This is a genomic window from Fodinibius salinus (assembly GCF_008124865.1).
GTDB lineage: Bacteria > Bacteroidota > Rhodothermia > Balneolales > Balneolaceae > Fodinibius > Fodinibius salinus.
The window spans coordinates 265,431-282,798 of record NZ_VNHY01000004.1 but is presented as its reverse complement, the minus strand read 5'-3'; the positions used below and the strand labels follow the sequence as shown (position 1 = coordinate 282,798).

The following is a 17,368-nucleotide window of genomic DNA, read 5'->3' as shown; positions in this document are numbered from 1 at the left end:
GAACAGTCGGAATTTCTAATTCATTTTAAGCCCCGGTGTAAAAGTCGGGGCTTTTTTATTGATTGAAGAATGCTTCTTCAGTTTCAAAATGGAAGCTAGGAACTTGCTTTGGTCATGGCGCATGAACCAATTGAAGGATTGGCAACACTCACAGATGCCATGGAAGCCATTGTGGGCAGTGCCGAAGATCCCTTGGATATTGAAAACGAAGAAGGTGGTAAGCAGTAAAAGTGCTACTCTCTTTTAAAACGATTCCAGAACATGCTAAAGATAATACCTACGACCACAACGACGGTGGTCCCTACTGGATTCAACCAGAGATACTCAATGCTTTTGGTAAATCCTTCAGGTACATGTTGCCACGGCATTATTGTTTCCCAATCACCATTTCCGGGATTGGTGTAAATACGATCGAACAAAAACACAGTACCCATCCCAGAAATGAGTCCCGTTAGAGCTCCAACACCGTTGGCTCGTTTTACCCAAAGCAGTAAGACAAAAACGCCAAGTATAGAGCCGTAAAAGTAACTGCCGATTTTGTTTACCAGTTCAATGATAGATCGCGTTTCGCCGAGTGCCAGTGCTGCCAACGTTGCCAGAGTGCCCCATAATACGGTTGCAAATCGTGATGACTTAAGATACCATGCCTCATCTCTGTCTTTAGAATCTAACCTCTTATACCAATCTACAATAGAAATAGTAGCTAAAGCGTTGAGTTCACTGTCGATACTTGATAAGGCAGCGGCAAAAATACCAGCAACAATAAGTCCGATGATGCCAATAGGAACTTCATTGAGGATAAAATAGGGGAGAATATAGTTAGTGTCATTAAGACTGGATTGTGTAATCTTTTCTTGTCGCTGCAGTTCGGCCTGACGCACCTCATTTAGTTGCTGGTCGGCCTGCTGAAATTGGCGGGCATTTTTGTCCGTTCGATTTTGGAGCAGCTCACGGGCCGATTCTTTTCGTTGCTGGTAGGCTCTATCATACTGCTTTTGCAGTTGTTCTCCTTTCATTTCTATTTGTTGCTGCTGGGCAGTTGGTTCTACACTGCGGAAGCTCATGGGGGGCGCGCCAAAGATATAAAACACATACAGCATAACGCCTAATAGCAGGATAAAAAATTGCATGGGGATTTTGGCATAGGCGGTCAAAAGCAAAGACTTTCGTGCATCATCGAGTGATTTAGCTGTCAAATATCGCTGTACCTGGCTTTGATCAGTGCCAAAATAGGAGAGCATTAAAAAGAGAGAGGCGATAACACCAGTCCACACATTGTACTTTTCACTGATGTCAAAGCTGAGATCCAGGGCATCCAGCTTGCCAAGCGTACCGGCCAGGTACAAAGAGTCAGAAAACTCCACGTTTTCGGGAAGCTGATAATGTATCCAGAAAAAGCAAAAAGCAAGTGCAAAGAGCATAATGGCCATTTGCTTGACGTCGGTACGAATGACGCCATGGATGCCGCCGACCATAGTGTAGAGCGTGGCTGTGATTCCAATAATAAGAATAGTTGTAGAAAGCGGAATATTTAGCAGCAGCGCAAGGACGTATGATGGCGCGGCGATGATGATGCCGAGTCCCAATCCTCTGGAAAATAAAAATAGCAGACTGGTAAAAAGTCTGGTTGAGAGACCAAATCGTTCTTCGAGGACTTCGTAGGCACTAAAGTTTTGCAGTTTATTGAAAAAGGGGACAAGTGTAGTGCACAGGATAATCATGGCGAAGGGCACGGCCAGGTAAATTTGGACAAAGCGCATGTCTTCAACATAGGCTTGTCCGGTTGTTCCGATAAAGGTGATAGCCGAAGCCTGGGTTGCCATGACCGAAAGTCCCATAGCCCACCATGGCATGGAGCGGTTGGCTAAGAAAAAACCTTCAATATTGTCACTTTCTTTGCCATGGCGCGTACCGTCCCAGATAGTGTATCCCAGAAAGGCGATAAGTACAAGCCAGTCAATCCAGTGCATAGTGGTTAAATGGGCAGGTTAAAAAAGTAGGTGAATAGCCCGAGTAGCAGGATATAGGCGATACCGACCCCAAAGACAAGCCAGTAGTTAGGCTTCTTGTTTGAGTTCGTTGATGACGTATCGGGCATTTTTATCGAATTATATTATTAGCTGTTAAAGGATAGATAATGAGTAAAAGTATTTATTGCTCCTTACGTATTGTTGGTTGCAACATCTTTCAGCACCTCAAGCAGAGCAGTAACATCCTGCTCATCATTATATACATTTGGCGCAATGCGCACAGCTGATCCGCGAACGGAAAGGTGAATATTGTGTTCTTCCAGCTTGTGATTAAGTTCGTCAAGTGCTATATGTTCTGGCAGCCGGATCCCAAAGAGGTGATGCCCCCGCCAATCCGGATTTTCAATTTTATAATCATATTTGGGCAATTCCTGGACTAAATCAGTAGTTATTGACTTACAATATTCCTGGATGTTTTTTGGATCCCATCTAAGGATCTGCTTTAGTGCCTCAATCATCATTGGAACTAAAACAAAATTGCTGCGTTCACCCATATCAAACCGTTGAGCACCGGGCTGATAGTCATCTTCATAATCAATAAGGCGACTAAAATCTTCGCTGTTCTTACGGGTGATCCATCCCTCTTCGAGAGGAATCCCATTTTGTAGTCTCTCTCCAAAGTAACCAAGAGTCATGGCATAGGGGCCCATTAGCCATTTATAGCCTGCACAAATCAGGGCATCGGCTTGTATTTGTTGGATGTCAATTGGTAATGCTCCTACCGATTGCGTACCGTCGATAACAAAATAGCCATCGTGATTTTGCACTTTTTGGCCAATGGAATTAAGATCAAATAGGGTACCGTCAGTCCAGTGTACATTACCCAAGGCAACCATGAGGGTATCTTCATTGATAGCGTTAAGCAAGTGCTTATTCCATTGTTGACCTCGCTGGTTCAATGTTGTCGGTGGATCTATGATGTTCAATTGACAGTCGTGCTCTTGACAAAATCGTTTCCATGCATAAACATTGCTGGGGAATTGGTCACCTGCAATAATAATCTCGCGACCCTTGGCAGGATCAATATTTTTGGCTACTGTTGCCAGTCCGTAAGAAACAGCTGGCATGAGTGCAATGTCTTGCTGTTGAGCATTGATAAGTTCACCAAAAAGAGAGCGGAGTGTATTGCTGTCAGTAAAGAAATGTTCGGGAGTAATATCCCAAGGATTTTGTTTGCGGCGGATGCCTTTTATGCCGTTTTCTTCTACCGAGGTAAGCATCGGCGACATATAGGCACAGTTCAGATAATGATGACTTTCATCAAGAGAAAATAAATGTTTTTGGCAATTCATTGGTAAATTTTTCTTTCAATATTGAGTGGAAATAACTTAACATTCCTTTTCCAACATTCAACATTGTAGTTTATCAGTAATTTTGAAGCTTTCCGGACCAAACTGAAAGAGCACATCCAGCAACGAACACCAAGGCTCAAAACCGTCAAAATGTTGGTGGTATTGAGGGTGTTCAAACGAGAGCTCATTATTATATCGTTCTGCTTGCCGTTGGTAATGCCTACTGTCGTATTCTTGAATAAGCGTGTCAGCTCCGACTTCTTTCGCTAGCAAATCAGGATCGGAGGTATATTCTGGCACTTCGCTTGATAACTCATAATCCACATTGATATCCATAAACCGAAATAGCCTTTGTTGAATATAAAGTACAAACTCCATCAGATAGACGTAGTCGTAAGCCGACTGGAAATCTGCTTTGATTTCCGGTTCATAGAAATCATAATAGATGCTATTCCGGTAATTGTACTCTATAGCTCGAAGCAGTGGGGTTACCCAATCCTCAGAGTGATCCATCCGTACTTCCTTGATGGCCTTTTTCCGGTCTTCAGTCCGGATGGGGATGTTTATCCATTGTGTGCCTTGAGGTACTCTGATTTTGGCGCGGTGGATACGGCTCTTGCGTGACCATTGCTCTTCATCTTGTATAATAATACGATCTGCCCGGAGCATGGCGGTGAGATCGTAAAGATTGGGGGCAAATTGTGGGAAGAGCAGGGCTAGTTTCATTGCTTACAGGGGTGATAAGTAAGGAGTAAAGAGAGGTTAATTTGTGCGAAATGTTTTGTTCATTGGTCGTACTATAAAGACAATAATTATTTTATTAAATAGAAATACCAATATTAGTTGACTGTGATCCCTGAAGAAATTACGAATAATGCAGTTTGGGACTTGAAGGCGTGTCGTGTCGCATTATTTCTGATTAATTGCTAGATTTGCCGGCTCAGTGAGTGCAAGATAACAGAAGATTACTCAAGGAATTTGCAAAAAGGGAAAATCAATTCTACGAAATTGCTAAACCTTATTTTTACTCCTTACTCTTTACTTATTAGCACTACTGCCAGAGAAACGTTATTTTTGAGGCCAATTAAACAAGAATTGTTATAGAAATTAGTAAGCCAGTTTTTTATGGATGGAAATGTACGTGTACGATTTGCGCCGTCACCCACCGGCTTGTTGCACATTGGTGGACTTCGAACGGCACTCTACAATTACTTATTTGCAAAGGGGCATGACGGTACTTTTGTGCTGCGGATTGAAGATACCGATCAAAGCCGTTATGTAGAGGGCGCCGAAAAAGATATTAAGGAATCACTTAAGTGGATCGGGATGGAGGTTGACGAAGGTCCCGAAAACCCCGGTGATGTAGGCCCGTACCGCCAGAGCGAGCGCAAAGATATATATAAAGATTACGCTGAGCAGCTTGTAGAACAAGGCAACGCTTACTATGCTTTCGATACGCCCGAAGAGCTCGATCAAATGCGAGAGCGCCTTAAAAAATCAGGGAATCCGGCTCCCAAGTACGATGCTATTACACGCATGTCGATGAAAAATAGCTTGACGCTTCCCGAAGAAGAAGTGGAGCGCAAGCTGGATGAAGGCGAAGACTATGTGATTCGGCTAAAAGTGCCCCGTCGCGAAACCGTCCGTTTTGAGGACGAGATTCGCGGTTTTGTATCCTTCGAAAGCAAAGGACTTGATGATCAGGTGTTGGTTAAATCCGACGGTATGCCCACTTATCACCTGGCGAATGTCGTTGATGATCACCTGATGAAAATATCGCATGTAATTCGTGGTGAAGAGTGGTTAAGTAGTACGCCTAAGCACATGTTGATGTACGAATATTTTGGATGGGAGCCACCAAAGGTAGCACACCTGCCGCTTATTATGTCGCCCAGTGGAGGAAAATTATCTAAGCGAAAAGCCGAGAGTGAGGGTATCCCCATCAACACCAAAGATTATATCGAGCAAAAGTATGAGCCTGAAGCACTCGTGAATTTCCTTGCTTATTTGGGATGGAGCCCCGGTGATGATACAGAAATTCATTCCATGGATGAGCTGATTGATCTGTTTTCATTGGATCGCGTAAGCAAAGGCGGTGCGGTATTCGACTATCCAAAGCTGACCTGGTATAACGAGCATTATCTGCGTGAAAAACCGGCCGAAGAATTATTTCCCCGCGTCAACGAGATTGCCAACGAGCATGGCATTGATCCCGATAAAGAATATATGATGGAAATTATACCACTGATGAAAGATCGGGTAAGCAAGGTCGAAGAATTTATTACGATGGGACACTTTTTCTTTGAAGATCCCGAAGAGTATGAAGAGCAGGCGCTTGATAAATGGAGCGATGACAGTGCCGAATTACTCAGTGACTATGTGGATAAAATAGAACAGCTTGATACCGATGAATTCGAGGCGACAACACTGAAAGATAAAATAAAAGAAGTGATTGAAGCCCATGACGTAGGATTTGGCCCACTGATGATGCCACTGCGGGTAGCTGTTTCCGGAATGGGGCATGGACCCGATTTGACGCCCACCCTCGAACTAATTGGCAAGGAAGCGACCATTCGTCGTATTAATACTGCGATCGAGAAGTTAGGCTGATATTTATTATCAAAAAGGCTTCGCAAAACCTATCTTGGTTTAAACGCCAACAAATGCATATGAGATTCTGAAACAAGTTCAGAATGACAAGATGGAGATAGTTTTGCAAAGCCCTCTATCAAATATGAAAAACCTGACAGGTTTGACGCCTGTCAGGTTTTTTTATTGATGATGTTTGCAATGTGTGTTTTCAATTAAGGAAGATTTTTTATCGCATTCGTTAAGTCTTGCTTGGATCCGAGTTGTGTATCTGCAATAGTAAAAGTATATAAATCATCTTCTGCTACAGTAACTCCCTTTATGGCATAGCGCCATTGGCCATTTTCTTCAGTGGTAAAAATGATATGCATTTCTAAACCAATAGGTATCTGTCCATAATGTTCTGAAAAGATACCGGTGTTTTCGTCAAAAGTATCAAGTTGAGCTAATGCATTTTTTTCTCCATCATAAGACAGATAGACCGCAGAGTTTTCGCTGTCATAACCTTCAGGCGGTTGAACCTGCAAAGTAGTTTTGGGACGGGGGTCAGAATAAAACTTGTCCACATTGGTAGGGGAGAAGTCATTAGGAAACGCAAAATAATTAGTATTTTCTACAAATAGGTTTTGACCTGCGCCAGCTACTCCTGTTGAATCCTCTTCTTCCCAGCCAAGATTGTCATTATTATCTGTGTTACCCTTCCATAATGTCATTTCAGTATCAGTTCCGCCTGTTAAATTACCGGGAATTTTTAGCTGAACATTATTGCAGGATGCTTCCAATTCTTGGCCGTTTTGAGTGACTTCCATGAAAAATGATCCACCGGATATTAGCATCCTTTTTTTGCCTGTGGAATCTATTCCCATTGTAGCCTTATTGCTGACGAGCATGTTGCTTCTGTTAAAAAGTTCGACATATTCTAAGGTTGCAGATCCACTTGCAGACTGCCCATTTAGTGTCAGGCAACCCGAAGGAACGTTCAAGTCCACGCCATTCTCAGAAGTAAAAGAGATGCCATTTGCTGCATCAAATTGATGGGTTTGTGTCAACGAATCCCAGGCAGCAGCTCTTAAGTTATTAAACTCTTCTGCTGAAGGGGGAGTGATGTTTGGATTGGTATTTGCCGGTCCACCATCAGAACATCCATACAAACTGAATATTGCTAAAGATATAACCAGAAATAGTAACTTTGAAAGTTTCATAATCAAGGGGTTTAGTTAAGAATTCTACTAGTATGAGCTTTTAACCCATATTTTTACTTAAATTAATTTTTCGGTTCTAGATTGTAATACACTCCTAAGGTGGGGATACCCCTAATGTTATTTCTTTTTTTTAATGGTTGTGATTATATCAGTCTAAAATTTCTGGCAAATTAGTACAGAGATTGTATTTTCATTCATCATTTACGTTCTTTGTGATGGTCAGTTAAGATAATTAAGTAATAGTGAGCTGAATGAAACGGAAAATATTATTTCTTGTCGTTGGTGTATGCAGTATTTTTTTGTGGCTTAACTTTGGTTACGCCTCACCGGATACAGCAGTAGCCTTGCAGGAAACAGCCTCTGCCGGTATCGAAACGGGAACCTGGCTCAGTATTGTACCTCCGCTGGTTGCCATTGGTATTGCACTTATCTTTCGGCAGGTACTATTCGCACTGTTTTTGGGGATTTGGTGTGGAGCTTTTTTAGCCGGCAGTGTCAGTTTTGCGGGTATTTTTTCGAGCTTTTTTACCGCCCTCGATGGGTACATTGTTCCCGCTACCGTTGATACGGGGCATATGAGTATTATTATCTTCACACTCTTAATTGGCGGGATGGTAGGAATCATCACCGATAATGGTGGTACGCGGGGCATTATCGAGCGAATCACAACTTTTGTACGCACTAAGGCCCACGGCCAACTAATGACCTCGCTGATGGGATTTGTGGTCTTTTTTGATGATTATGCCAATACCATGGTTGTGGGAAACACCATGCGTCCACTCACCGATAAGCTGCGTATTTCACGGGCAAAATTGGCTTATCTGGTAGATGCCACCGCCGCACCGGTAGCCACCGTTGCCTTAGTAAGTACCTGGATTGGGGCTATGGTTGGCTTCATCGCTGATGCTGAATCGAAGATGCCAAACTTTAATGAGTCGGCCTATTCGGTGTTTGTTAATTCGCTCCCCTATAACTTTTACGCGTTTTTCACCATCTTTTTTGTACTTCTTATTGCGTGGTCGGGCCGCGATTTTGCTACCATGCTTACTGCTCGTATCAACTTGTACAAGTCCAAACATGACTCAACGCTGGACAAGTATAATTTATGGAAAGATAAGATCGAGGATGATGAAGAGGAGCAAAAGGTATCCCATTGGACTAATGCAGCCATCCCCATACTAACACTTATTTTTGGTACTGTTGCGGGGCTATTTGTTACCGGATCGGGTGACTCCATTCAATCAATTATTGAAACAGCTGATTCCTACAAAGCCTTACTTTGGGGATCCCTGATTTCCATTGCAGTGGCTATTGTCATGACCCTATCAAAAAAATTGTTAAAAGTAGAAGAGATGCTTGAGGGCATGATGGAGGGGATGCATACTATGTTTGATGGGCTTTTGATACTTGTTTTAGCTTGGGCCCTTAGTGCCATTACCGTGGAGCTGGGTACCGCCGATTACCTCATGAATGTATTTGGAGAAACACTTAATGCCTATTGGTTGCCGGCCATTGTTCTGCTTTTATCGGCCCTGACTGCTTTTGCAACGGGATCGAGTTGGGGAACTATGGGCATTTTGATGCCACTGGTAGTGCCACTGGCTTGGGAGATTGGAAATAATACCGGACTGCCATTCGAGATTACACACGAAATTATTTATGCCAGTGTAAGTTCGGTGTTGGCAGGATCGGTTTGGGGTGATCATTGTTCCCCTATTTCAGATACAACGATCCTAAGCTCTATTGCTACCCAGTGCGATCATGTTGAGCATGTTAATACCCAGCTACCCTATGCGATGATTGTCGGGACAATCAGCATCACGAGTATGATTGGGATGCTGGTGGTTGGTATTCCATGGTGGATTATTTATCCGCTGGGAATAGCACTTATCGTGGGTATCATTTTCAAGTTCGGTAAAATTCCGGATCCCGAAGAGTATGCACCTGAGGGCAAAGAAGCCGCAGCTACATCGCTGGATTAGGATCGATTGAAAACCGATATTGGTTTTCGTCCTCTACTTTTAATGTACCCGGTTGAAAACGCCGTTCGGTAAATGTGACAACCCCATCTTTATCAATCAGTAACACGGTTGAGCATCGAGTACCGTAATTATCGCTTTTGATGAAAACAGGAGAAACCTGTTTTTCAACCTCTTTTGAGATACCGGTGTCAGGCAATTTATCATCAGGTGCTTGCTGATCATCAGCGAGTAAATCAAAAAGGGCTTGTTCAGAAATTTGTTTATTCTTTATTAGGTAGCGTAAGTTTTCCTTCGCACGATTCACTTTGGGCCAGGAGGTATCAAGCAGATGATTGCTTAATCCATATAGTCCAGAATTAAGCTGGTGAGCGTTGTCTTGTTGATTAGAATAATATCCAATCTGATCTATAGTACCTGCCAATAGGTTAAATCCCATATACTGATTTGCTTTAGAGTGGATATTGCGCAAATAATTCATTGGAGTATCGCTCGTCTTTAAAAAATCCAATGCTAGCTCTCCCCGACTGGGTGGGTTTTCTTTTTGGATGGAGGGATCGCGATAGTTTGTCAACGCTGCAAAGCGTCCTTGTTTGGTGATGCCCATCCATGTACCGCCGGCCTTTAAATCTTTACCTGCCAGAAGCGTAGGGTAATCATCCCAAAATTGCGCCGCGCATGTTGGCCTGTTGTAGTTTTCATCTCGATTAGCCGCAAAGATTAAGTTGTATGTTGGATGCTGCTTATAAGCGAAAGCAATGAGACACATGGCAGAAGAAAGTCGTTGAAATTATTGAATAAGAATTTTTCGTAACAATTTGGCATATTCATGCGTGAGATTAAAAAAATAAGTATTATCGCACATCATTGAATGTTATTACGAAGTAAATGTCATTACTAAATAAAAATAGTGCTTTTACAGTTCGCGACTATATTTTTGGTGCCGTTGGTTTGCTGTGTCTGTTTGGTTTTTTCCTAAGCTATTCGTCACAAAATCCCAAGAGTGCAATAAATACTCGGTTGAATAAAAATGCTGCACAAGCCGAAGCGCTCGAGGCATTTAATACCTTGGGATATTCACTTGATGGTCAGCAAACCATAGTGTCGTTTGAAAGTAATCGTCAGTTGTTGGATAGCCTTCAGGCTAATCTTGGTCGCCAGCACATGGTTCGTTTGCTTTCAGATTCAAGCCACGCAGGGATATACCCGTATTATTGGGAGATGATTATCAAAAAACAGGGGTCGGGAGGACGATTTCGATCCGTTCCGCGACAGCAAGATCATATGCGTATTCACTTGGATGAATCCGGGCAATTGATTGGTTTTACCAACCCGCATAACGTGCTACCCAACCGGATTGTAAACAAAAAAGCAGTAACTGCAGCTTTTGACATTAAAGAAGATAGACAGTTTTTACAATCAGCACCAGATTCAACATTGCAGCGAGTATTATCGTTTGATATAAAGTCGGAACGGAATGGTGTATCTGATTCTTCAAATATTGAGAAGACCGAAAAGCAGGCACATACGTATTCTACTGCCAATATTGAGAAGTTAGCTGCCTATCACCTGAAGAATACGGGATGGGAGTTTGAAAATATGAAACGTACCGATTTGGTAGTGACGGCTATCAATTCGCATACGGCTGCTGAAGTGACGTTTTCGAATAATGAATCTATACTTGGACAGGATGTGAATATCACACTGACGATATTGCCTACGGGGGCACTGTTGGGTTTGGAGTACACGTATAATGGTATCCAAGACCAATCTGCGCTCGGGTTATTAGATTTCATTGTGACGGCGCTTATACTTCTTTTTGGAATATCCGTTGCTGTGCTGCTGTATTTTCGTATCCGATCACGAACGGTGGATAGCAGTCCTGCCTTAGTGGTAGGGATAATTGCCGGTTTGATAACACCATCCATAATTTTACTTGAAAATCTTGTAACCGGTGGTCTATTCGATGTCTCGCAAACTGCTAGTTTGCTCCAGATTGGGTTACAAATGGCTTTTTCGGGAGCCTTGATGTCTGTTGCTCTCTTTGCGGTTACGGCTGTTGGCGATTCATTGATGCGTCAATATTGGCCGGATAAATTATTTAGTTATGACTATGTACGACAGAGCAGGTTGTTTAACAAGCCTATTGGAGAAACTATCCTTCGATCTGTGGTGCTGGCAGGTATCGCCTGTGGTTTTTGGAGTCTTATTCTGTCGTTTTTCCCGGAACTCTATATTGAAATTAATAACACCTTTTTATCCTACACGGCAACGTGGGTTCCCATTTATCTGTTTATCGATACTGGTTTGTTTAGCTTGGTACTCATTCTATCGATATTTGCAGTGGTAGGAACTAAAGCATATGGAATGTCAGGGAGTAAAATTACTGCCGCTGCTATGATGGTTCTGTCGATGGCCGTATTCTCTCCGGCTTTGTCGGTAGGTCCCGATTGGTCGGGATATCTGCTGCATATTTTCCTAAGTGGGTTGTTTGTAGGGATCTTTTTACGTTGGGATCTGCTAACGACATTATTTACCCATTTTTTGTTTTTGTTGATGCTTAATGCTTCCAGTGGATGGATAGCCTCGGGATCGCCCGATCTTTATGCGTTTTTAGTCGTTTGCGGGTTTGTGTTGTTTACTGTTCTTATCGGCGTTGTATTTGTTACTAAGGGGAGGGAGCACCAGTCGCTTCCTGATTATGTACCCGAATATGTGAAAGAGTTGGCACAAGAACAGCGTATTAAGCAGGAGCTTGAAATAGCTCGTGATGTACAACAATCTTTTTTACCGGTAGAGACACCGCAGGTGCAAGGGCTTGACATTGCCGCAATTTGTAATCCCGCTTATGAAACCGGCGGTGATTACTATGATATTGTTCAGCTTGATGAACACCGCTTAGCGGTGACTATAGGTGATGTAAGTGGTAAAGGCATTCAGGCAGCTTTTTATATGACGTTTATTAAGGGCATACTGCATAGTTTATGTCGAGAAATTGATTCGCCCGCCGAGATTTTGAAAAAAACGAACCGGCTGTTTTATGATACTGCTCCGCGGGGAACCTTTATTTCACTGGTCTATGGTATTGTAGATCTGAGAGATAATTCCTTCAACTTTGCGCGTGCAGGGCATAATCCGGTTATTAAGATAAGTGCAGAAAACAGCCATTCCGAAGAATTACGGCCCAATGGTATTGGCGTAGGACTTACACAAAGCTCTTTATTCGATGATAATATTGAGGAACTGAAGTTGAACCTACTCGAAGATGATTTATTAGTACTTTACACTGATGGAATTGTGGAAGCACTGGATGGAGCGCATAATTTTTACGGCAGTAAACGTCTCCACACATTTTTAGAGCAGCGAAAAGAATCTTCAGCGGAAACACTGCTGCAAGAACTGTCCCAAGAATTATATTCGTTTATTGGTGACACAAAGCAGCATGATGATATGACGATCCTTATCATCAAACGTAATAAAGAGTAGTATTTGAGAAATGTTATGAGGATAATATTCTGCTGTATATTTTTAACTTGTGCTCTTATCCCGGATGCTAGTGTTGCGCAGGATATTAACTGGATGTCACTGAAAAAAGCACAGTAAAAAGCATCCCAAACAGAAAAAAAGGTCTTCATATTTGCGGAAACACAGTGGTGCAGTTATTGCAAGAAAATGTATGAGGATACCTTTCCGGCGTCTTCGGTACAAGACAGTTTAGTACAATATTTTCACCCTGTTCGGATTGATATAGAATCCGATAAAGAAGTACAATTTAATGGTGACGAGTACACTCAGAAGCAGCTGGCAAAGAAATTGCGGGTAACTGCTACGCCTACCATGATTTTTGTAGATCCTGAAGGAGAAATCCTGGGGACCCAGCCGGGTTATCTGCCGCCGCGCGTATTGGATAAATTATTGACATATGTGGGACAGGAGTTGTTTAATACTTTGGAGTTTAAGGCGTATTTAGAACAGTATGGAGTTTCGCTCAAAAATGCCGAATAATGTGTACAAACTGATTGTTATAAATATATCTGTTAGCTCTTAATTTTTGTACTGTAAAATATTGCTGTAATTAATATATTTGCAGTGATTTAGAATTTTCACTAATCCTCTTTATGGTACTGAGCCAAGCGATTGAAGATTATTTAAAAACGCTTTTCAAGTTAGAATCCGAAGAAGAGGGCGTTTCTACAAGTCGGCTTGCCGAGGCTATGGAGGTGTCATCGGCATCAGCTACAAATATGATCAAGCGGCTGGATGAGATGGGACTGGTTGATTATCAATCATATAAGGGAGCCAAGCTTAGCAAGTCAGGGAGGAAGATGGCTCTGGAGATTATTCGCCATCATCGGCTGTTGGAACTGTACCTGCTGGAAGTGATGGGCTATTCATGGGATGAAGTGCATGACGAGGCTGAACAGTTGGAGCATCATATATCTGAGCAGTTTGAGGATAAAATTGCCGAGCTGTTGGATGATCCTTCTCACGATCCGCACGGTGATCCCATTCCCTCCAAAGATGGTATTATGCCCGAGATGGATGAGCAGTCGCTCATTCACGCTAAAGAAAACCATACCTACATTATAGGACGAGTAAAGGATCAGGATCCTGAACGCCTCCGCTATCTTGAAAAAGAAGGGTTATTACCGGGCGTTCGTATTACGGTTAAAGAAAAAGCCCCTTTCGATGGCCCCCTTACCCTATTGGTTGAAGATAACCAACAAGTAGTAGGCCATGATTTGGCCAGTACGATTTTTGTCACAGAACTTGCAGAAGAATAATTTGCCTTATTGTTCTGACTTATCCTCCTTCTTTTCTTCAGCTTTGAAATCGAGTGCTAAACCATTCATGCAGTAGCGGAGTCCCGTTGGTTCGGGTCCGTCATTAAACACATGGCCGATGTGAGACCCACATTGAGCACATTCAATTTCAGTTTGGAGTACCCCTGAGCTACGATCGTCAACTTCTTTTACCACCTTGGGACTAATAGGCTTCCAGAAGCTAGGCCAGCCGGTCCCCGATTTAAACTTGGTTTTGGTCCGGAATAACGGAAGTCCACAGGCCGCACAGTAAAAAATACCGTCTTTTTTAATGTCCAGCAGAGGACTGCTGTGGGGCGGTTCCGTACCTTCTTCACGCAGAATATGATATTCCTTATCTGTTAGAATTTCCTTCCACTCAGCTTCTGATTTCTCAACTTTTTCAATCTCAATGGTATCCGGGACTACACCTGAAGCCGTGCTGATACTCATGGAAGCAGATTTAGCGCTTTGAGTATTTGATGTCTTATTTTGAGGACTACCACACGCTACAACCGACAGAATAAGCAGTGATACACTTAAGTAATATAGATTTCTCATGCCTTATAATATTCGTATTAAACTTTACCTTATATCATAGCAACAAATATTTAATACGAAAAATTGCGTAAGCGAGATTGGTATTTAAAATGAGAATATTTTAGAAAGGCGAGTAATTTTTCGTAGTGCGAAAGAATATAGCTTAATGTTTGTGTTGGCTGATAAAGTCAGCGTAAGATTGTTCCTGATAGGATTTTGAAGATATCCACAGGAGTATTGGACGAAGCTTGTTGGCGCTGATAAAGCCAGAGATATGCAGTAAGTACTGACCTTCTTCTGAAAGGAATACAAGGCCCGGTACGCTTTGGATCTTAAATTTTTGGGTAAGGCGGATGGCAGAATAGCGTTGTCCGTTATATTGATAGGTGGCTTTATGGTTATCCCGGTTTATACGTGTGAGTAAAAAATTCTCCTTTAATGTTGATACAAGCGCAGGATAGACGTCCTTTTCCATTTTATGACACCAACCGCACCAAGGTGCCCACACATCTACAAGGATAGGTTTTTTAGTTGAACGTGCCTTGTTGATAGCCTTTTCAAAAGGTTGCCAATTTATTTCTTGTCCTTGGGCTTGTACCAGCGAACTGCTAAACCCACTCAAGAAGAGAAGGGGAGCTATAAGAATCAGAAGTTTTAGTAAATGGTTGAGCATTTTAAAAGCACTATGTTGGATTTATCTGATGTTAAGTCGCGCGCCCAGCGAAAATGTACGACCGATGACGGGCCCCCAGGTATAGATGGTGTCAAATTGGGAACCAAAAGGGTTTGAAGCATCCACAAGCGGACTGCCTTGCGTATAGTTCAGGATGTTTTCGCCGGAAATATATGCTTCTATACCCACGCCGTTTGCGCTGTTCACGTTGGTAAATTCTTTGGTAATTTTGAAATCATGCGTGGTATAAGTTGGTGACGACCGATCGCGCCCAAATTGTTGTACATAGTTGTCCGGCATGCGCTTAGGTCCCGTTATAGTTCCGCTATATCCCAGTGTTATGTTAAGGTCAGGTAACTGGTAAGTAATGCCCCACGAGCCGGTAAAGTCTGGCGCATAGGTAAGCGATTGACGCTGGCCATTTTCCTGTGTAAACACATCCATCAGGGTAAAACTTATGTTGTAGTTGAAGGGGAGGACTGTAAGGTTGTGATCCAGACTCACAGAACCCCCTTGTGTTACTGAATAGCCGTTCAGGTTTTCATATACGATAAGATTGGGATTTTGGTTGTAGTCGGGGATAATCTTATTTGAGAATCGTGTGTAAAATCCGTCAATATTTACTGTCAGTGGATTTGATCCTAAAGGGAAAATTTGTTCAACACTTGCAGTGATACTCTTTGACTCTTCGGGGGCAAGATTTTCCGCAAAGACAACCTGCCGCGATCCGGTAAGGGCGGCATGATCTTCGGTAAAAACGTTAACTATACGAAAGCCTGTGCCCGCACTGGCGCGAATTGTTGTGTAGTTATCGGGACTGTATTTTGCCGAAAGCCGTGGAGCTGTGACGATGCCATGTTGGGTATGATGATCTACGCGAAGACCTGCCAACAGTATTATGTTATTTATTGAAAGTTCCCCCTGGGTGAACCCACCCGCAATAAATCGTTTGTTAGTACCATTTGAGGTGGCCGGAGTGTTATCGTTGTATGTTTGATATCGAGCTGTTACTCCCGTTAAGAGTGTAAAGGCATCAGAAAAAGATTGAGTCCATGTAGCTTGTCCAAAGGCAATATTCTGTTGCGCATCGTAGTGTTCTGAACCATAAAAACTATCTTGGTTGTGATAGGTAAGAGCTCCGCTGATTTGCAGCTGTTGACTTAATCCCGCCGGGCGATAATCAGTAAGTAGCTCAGCGCGCTCAGTATAGATTGATTCGCCATAGATTTGACTAGATCCGCGCATACCATCAGCGAAGGTCTTTACACCGCCGGTTCGGTTTTCATTATAGTATTTAGTTGCAAAGTTTAATCGCTGTTCACCATTTTTACCTTCCAGGGTTCCTTTACCAAAAAGCGAAATTCGAGATCGCTTTGCCACATCGTTGAAATTATCGCCGTTGTTGTCAAAGAAGTTTTCCATGCGAAGGGCGTTTCCGCTGATAAAGCCTTTGAATCGACCTACTTTTGGTGAGGCCGCAATGTTAATATTTCCCTCTTTCGTACTTTTGGCGTATGCATCCGCCGAAAATGTTGGGGTTAAATCGGGATTTTTGGTAATAATATTGACTACGCCGCCCAGTGCCTGCGTTCCATAAAGTGTAGATTGCGGCCCTTTTATAACTTCAACTTGATCGATGACGGAAGGGCTGATGCCATTTAATCCATAGACAGAAGCCAGCGCTCCCATAATGGGCATACCGTCAATAAGTACCGCCGTATTGGGGCCTTCAACGCCGTTAATACGGATAGCATTAGTGCCGCAGACGCCGCAGTTCAGCTGTGTAGAAAGCCCATTTACATTACTAATGAGGTCCATAATATTAGAGCTCGTCTTGCTCCGCTGTAATCGTTGAGGAGTAATGACCGCCACTTTAACCGGCGATTCTTTTACATAGGTTTCACGCATGGTTCCGGTAACGACAACTTCTTCAAGTTGTTCAGTTTTAGCTTTAAGCTGGATGTCAATGTTAATCCTTTTGCCCTCTCGGATGGTAATCTCTCGGCTATACCTTTTATAGCCTACTGCTGAAACGAGTAGCGTGTAATTGCCGGGCGTAATATTGCTGAGTCTGAAAGTACCGTCGTTATCGGATGGGCTTCCTTTTTGGAGTTGGGTGATAATTACATTGGCTCCTGCCACAGGGTTCCCATTACTGTAAATAGTTCCTTTTACAGTACCACCAGATTGCCCTATAGCAACGACCGGTATTGTGATGGAAAGTAATAATAGTAGTGAGTAGCGAATCATAATTAGCTTTT

The 17,368-nt window shown here is 42.8% G+C and carries 13 protein-coding genes and 1 pseudogene; 5 read left to right on the top strand and 9 right to left on the bottom strand.

The window, feature by feature from the left end:
* Positions 1 to 233: 233 nt before the first annotated feature.
* From LX73_RS11970 to LX73_RS11960, 4 genes are all read right to left on the bottom strand, one after another.
* On the bottom strand, positions 234 to 1,970 hold the full coding sequence (locus tag LX73_RS11970; protein ID WP_148899741.1) for a sodium:solute symporter family transporter: 1,737 nt from the start codon (positions 1,968 to 1,970) through the stop codon (positions 234 to 236).
* A 5-nt stretch (positions 1,971 to 1,975) separates the two neighbouring features.
* Positions 1,976 to 2,098, bottom strand: a complete 123-nt coding sequence (locus tag LX73_RS13185) for a hypothetical protein (RefSeq protein WP_281289679.1) — start codon at positions 2,096 to 2,098, stop codon at positions 1,976 to 1,978.
* A 63-nt stretch (positions 2,099 to 2,161) separates the two neighbouring features.
* Entirely contained in the window at positions 2,162 to 3,322 is a 1,161-nt protein-coding gene (locus tag LX73_RS11965; RefSeq protein WP_148899740.1) for an aminotransferase class V-fold PLP-dependent enzyme, read from the bottom strand.
* Positions 3,323 to 3,379: 57 nt separating this feature from the next.
* Positions 3,380 to 4,048, bottom strand: coding sequence for a WbqC family protein (locus LX73_RS11960; protein WP_148899739.1), 669 nt, complete (start codon positions 4,046 to 4,048; stop codon positions 3,380 to 3,382).
* 399 nt (positions 4,049 to 4,447) lie between these two features.
* Between LX73_RS11960 and gltX the strand changes: the two genes are divergently transcribed.
* Positions 4,448 to 5,932: a glutamate--tRNA ligase gene (gltX, locus tag LX73_RS11955; RefSeq protein ID WP_148899738.1), complete on the top strand. Its 1,485-nt coding sequence runs from the start codon at positions 4,448 to 4,450 to the stop codon at positions 5,930 to 5,932.
* Positions 5,933 to 6,126: 194 nt separating this feature from the next.
* On the opposite strand, the gene LX73_RS11950 is transcribed toward gltX, so the two are convergent.
* Positions 6,127 to 7,113: a hypothetical protein gene (locus LX73_RS11950; RefSeq protein WP_148899737.1), complete on the bottom strand. Its 987-nt coding sequence runs from the start codon at positions 7,111 to 7,113 to the stop codon at positions 6,127 to 6,129.
* 251 nt (positions 7,114 to 7,364) lie between these two features.
* Here LX73_RS11950 and LX73_RS11945 point away from each other — a divergent pair, with 251 nt between their 5' ends.
* Positions 7,365 to 9,095 (top strand): Na+/H+ antiporter NhaC family protein, encoded by a 1,731-nt coding sequence (locus LX73_RS11945; RefSeq protein ID WP_148899736.1) that lies wholly within the window; start codon positions 7,365 to 7,367, stop codon positions 9,093 to 9,095.
* Here the strand turns inward: LX73_RS11945 and LX73_RS11940 are convergent.
* Entirely contained in the window at positions 9,079 to 9,861 is a 783-nt protein-coding gene (locus LX73_RS11940; protein WP_148899735.1) for an NRDE family protein, read from the bottom strand. The genes LX73_RS11945 and LX73_RS11940 overlap by 17 nt on opposite strands.
* Before the next feature lie 119 nt (positions 9,862 to 9,980).
* Here LX73_RS11940 and LX73_RS11935 point away from each other — a divergent pair, with 119 nt between their 5' ends.
* The 3 genes and pseudogenes from LX73_RS11935 (at position 9,981) to LX73_RS11925 (ending at position 13,876) form a co-directional block, all read left to right on the top strand.
* The gene (locus LX73_RS11935) at positions 9,981 to 12,578 is read left to right on the top strand and encodes a PP2C family protein-serine/threonine phosphatase (protein WP_148899734.1); all 2,598 of its coding nucleotides are present in this window, start codon (positions 9,981 to 9,983) and stop codon (positions 12,576 to 12,578) included.
* Between the two features lie 129 nt (positions 12,579 to 12,707).
* A pseudogene (locus tag LX73_RS11930) lies at positions 12,708 to 13,097 on the top strand (thioredoxin family protein); the annotation flags it as partial.
* Positions 13,098 to 13,210: 113 nt separating this feature from the next.
* Positions 13,211 to 13,876 (top strand): metal-dependent transcriptional regulator, encoded by a 666-nt coding sequence (locus tag LX73_RS11925; protein ID WP_148899732.1) that lies wholly within the window; start codon positions 13,211 to 13,213, stop codon positions 13,874 to 13,876.
* Between the two features lie 6 nt (positions 13,877 to 13,882).
* Here the strand turns inward: LX73_RS11925 and msrB are convergent, their stop codons facing one another.
* The 3 genes from msrB to LX73_RS11910 form a co-directional block, all read right to left on the bottom strand.
* Entirely contained in the window at positions 13,883 to 14,455 is a 573-nt protein-coding gene (msrB, locus tag LX73_RS11920) for a peptide-methionine (R)-S-oxide reductase MsrB (protein WP_246138246.1), read from the bottom strand.
* Between the two features lie 142 nt (positions 14,456 to 14,597).
* Positions 14,598 to 15,107: a thioredoxin family protein gene (locus LX73_RS11915; protein ID WP_148899731.1), complete on the bottom strand. Its 510-nt coding sequence runs from the start codon at positions 15,105 to 15,107 to the stop codon at positions 14,598 to 14,600.
* Between the two features lie 21 nt (positions 15,108 to 15,128).
* Positions 15,129 to 17,357 (bottom strand): TonB-dependent receptor, encoded by a 2,229-nt coding sequence (locus LX73_RS11910; protein ID WP_148899730.1) that lies wholly within the window; start codon positions 17,355 to 17,357, stop codon positions 15,129 to 15,131.
* Positions 17,358 to 17,368 lie beyond the last annotated feature (11 nt).